Annotated in this window: 4 protein-coding genes; 2 read left to right on the top strand and 2 right to left on the bottom strand. The window is 69.7% G+C overall.

Annotated elements, in window-relative coordinates:
• Both x551_RS20590 and x551_RS20595 read right to left on the bottom strand, forming a co-directional pair.
• The coding region (locus x551_RS20590; protein WP_036250802.1) for an MFS transporter at positions 1-463 on the bottom strand (463 nt) is incomplete at its 3' end.
• A gap of 105 nt (positions 464-568) precedes the next feature.
• Positions 569-1,162, bottom strand: coding sequence for a PAS and helix-turn-helix domain-containing protein (locus tag x551_RS20595; RefSeq protein WP_011829054.1), 594 nt, complete (start codon positions 1,160-1,162; stop codon positions 569-571).
• A gap of 74 nt (positions 1,163-1,236) precedes the next feature.
• Here x551_RS20595 and x551_RS20600 point away from each other — a divergent pair, with 74 nt between their 5' ends.
• Positions 1,237-1,944 (top strand): CoA transferase subunit A, encoded by a 708-nt coding sequence (locus x551_RS20600; RefSeq protein WP_011829055.1) that lies wholly within the window; start codon positions 1,237-1,239, stop codon positions 1,942-1,944.
• An 86-nt stretch (positions 1,945-2,030) separates the two neighbouring features.
• The gene (locus tag x551_RS20605) at positions 2,031-2,669 is read left to right on the top strand and encodes a CoA transferase subunit B (protein WP_036234803.1); all 639 of its coding nucleotides are present in this window, start codon (positions 2,031-2,033) and stop codon (positions 2,667-2,669) included.
• Positions 2,670-2,904: the final 235 nt, after the last annotated feature.

A 2,904-nucleotide genomic window follows, 5' to 3' on the forward strand; every position in this document is an offset into this window, starting at 1 on the left:
CGGTCTGCGCCGACGGGCTGACCAGCAGGCCGCCGAGCGCGGTGCCGAGCAGGATGGCGCCGACGGTGCACACCTCGATCCAGCCGTTGGCCGCCACCAGCCGGGCGGGCGGCAGCAGCTCGGTCACCAGCCCGTACTTGGCCGGCGAGTAGGCGGCCGCGCCGATGCCCGCCAGCGTGAAGGCCAGCAGCGGGTCACCGCCGGCGACCAGCAGCGCGCAGGCGCCGGCCTTCAGCCCGTTGCTGACGAACATGACGCGCGCCTTCGGCCAGGCGTCGGCCAGTGCGCCCACGAAGGGCGCGAGCAGCACGTAGGCGAGCGTGAAGCCGAGCTTGAGCAGCGGGGCCCACCACAGCGGCGCGCCGAGCTCGTCGAGGCGGGCGATCGTGACGATCAGCAGCGCGTTGTCGGCGAGGCCCGAGACGAACTGCGCGGCGATGAGGACGTGGAAGCCAGTGGGCACGAGGCGGGGGCGGGCGCGGCGGTGCGCCGGCCGCCCGATTGGATGACGCGCCCGTGGCGGCGTCGTGACCGCGGCGTGACCGGCGCGTGTCGGCGCCGCGGCGGCTCAGCCGCGCACCAGCTTGTTCACCAGCTCGGCGGTGCTGCCGGCGGCGTACTTGCGCAGCAGCCGGGCGCGGTAGATGTCGACGGTGCGGTGGCTCACGCCCAGCACCTTGCCGATCTGCTTGCTGGTCTGGCCCTCGATCAGCAGCGCCGCCACCTCGCGCTCGCGCGCGGTGAGCCCGGCGCGGCCGGCGGGCGTGAGCGGGCGCTGCGAGGACAGGTCCTCGAAGCTCCAGATGCCGGCCTCGTGCGGCGTCTCGCGGTTGATGGCGCGGCCCATCACGTGGCACCAGAACAGCTCGCCGCGCGGGTTGCCGGGTTCGCGTTTCATGATGCGGTCGTCGGCGTAGCGGCCGTGGCGGTCGAGCTTGAGCAGGATGCGCGCGCCGGTGCGCTCGAACTCGTCGTGGCTCGGGTAGAGCACCTCGAAGGACTGGCCGATCAGCGCCTCGCGCGGCGAGCGGAAGATCTCGGCCACCGCCTGGTTGCAGTCGACGATCTTGCGGTGGCTGGAGATCACCAGGCCCACCGGCGCCAGCTCGAAGGCGCCGCGGTGATCGATGGTGGCGACGGCGGCAAGAGAGGCGCTAGTCATTGCTTAGGCGATTGTACGTATGCGGATACGTAGTACGCTGCGTGCTGGTGTCACCGCCCGATGGAGCGAACTGCATGAACAAGGTCTACCCGAGCGCGAAGGCCGCGCTCGACGGCATCGTGAAGGACGGCCAGTTGCTGGCCGTCGGCGGCTTCGGCCTGTGCGGCATCCCCGAGGCCCTGATCGACGCGTTGCGCGACAGCGGCGTCAAGGACCTGACAGTGATCTCCAACAACGCAGGCGTCGACGGCTTCGGCCTCGGCAAGCTGCTCGACACGCGGCAGATCAGGAAGATGATCTCCAGCTACGTGGGCGAGAACAAGGAGTTCGAGCGCCAGTTCCTGGCCGGCGAGCTGGAGCTGGAGTTCACGCCCCAGGGCACGCTGGCCGAGAAGCTGCGCGCCGGCGGCGCCGGCATCCCGGCCTTCTTCACCAAGACCGGCGTCGGCACCATGGTGGCCGAGGGCAAGGAAACTCGCGAGTTCGACGGCGCCGTCTACGTGATGGAGCGTTCGCTGCTGCCCGAGGTGTCGCTGGTCAAGGCCTGGAAGGCCGACAAGAGCGGCAACCTGCTGTTCCGCCGCACCGCGCGCAACTTCAACCCGGCGGTGGCGATGGCCGGGAAGCTCACGGTGGTCGAGGTCGAGGAGATCGTCGAGACCGGCCACTTCGATCCCGACGCGGTGCACCTGCCCGGCATCTACGTGCACCGCATCGTGCTCAATGCCACGCCGGAAAAACGCATCGAGAAGCGCACCATCACCGAGAAGGCGGGAGTCTGAGATGAACAACCACCCCTACGTCGCTACGCTCCTGTCCCCCGAGGGGACGCAAGCCTCCCTCGGGGCGGCCCAGCGGGAGGCTTGATATGCCCTGGACCCACGACCAGATGGCGGCACGCGCCGCCAAGGAACTGCACGACGGCTACTACGTCAACCTCGGCATCGGCCTGCCCACGCTGGTGGCCAACTTCGTCGATCCGACGATCGAGGTGTGGCTGCAGAGCGAGAACGGCATGCTCGGCATCGGTCCGTTCCCGACCGAGGACGAGGTCGACGCCGACATCATCAACGCCGGCAAGCAGACCGTGACCACCCTCGCGGGTTCGTCGATCTTCGGCTCGCACGACAGCTTCGCGATGATCCGCGGCGGCAAGATCAACCTCAGCATCCTGGGCGCCATGCAGGTCAGCGAGCACGGCGACCTGGCCAACTGGATGATCCCCGGCAAGATGGTCAAGGGCATGGGCGGCGCCATGGACCTGGTGGCCGGCGTGGGCCGCGTCATCGTGCTGATGGAGCACGTGGCGAAGAAGAAGGACGGCAGCATCGACCTGAAGCTGCTGCCCAAGTGCACGCTGCCGCTCACCGGCGTGGGCGTGGTGAACCGCATCATCACCGACCTGGCCGTGATGGACGTGACGCCGCAGGGCCTGAAGCTCGTGGAGCTGGCCGCCGGCGTGACGCGCGAGGAAGTGCAGGCCAAGACCGGCGTGCCGCTGCGCTGAGCCGCGCACCCGCAAACAACGCCCGCGCCGTGCCCTGAACGGGCACCGCGCGGGCGTTGCCGCATCCGGCGCCCGCGGTGCAGGGTCTTCGGCCGAACCCGGCCTCGGCAGTCCTACAATGAAAATCATTCGTATTCACAGGACTGTCGATGAAACGCCGCCTCTTCCTCGCCGTCGCCGCGATCGCTGCCGGTTCGGCTTCCGCCCAGGGGCGCCGGCCGCTGCCGCCGCCGGG

It is taken from the genome of Methylibium sp. T29 (assembly GCF_000576205.1).
Lineage (GTDB): Bacteria > Pseudomonadota > Gammaproteobacteria > Burkholderiales > Burkholderiaceae_C > Methylibium > Methylibium petroleiphilum.

Coding starts and splice junctions, on each gene's coding strand:
- x551_RS20595 (WP_011829054.1), bottom strand. CDS start 1,162: ATGACTAGCGCCTCTCTTGCCGCCGTCGCCACCATCGATCACCGCGGC.
- x551_RS20605 (WP_036234803.1), top strand. CDS start 2,031: ATGCCCTGGACCCACGACCAGATGGCGGCACGCGCCGCCAAGGAACTG.
- x551_RS20600 (WP_011829055.1), top strand. CDS start 1,237: ATGAACAAGGTCTACCCGAGCGCGAAGGCCGCGCTCGACGGCATCGTG.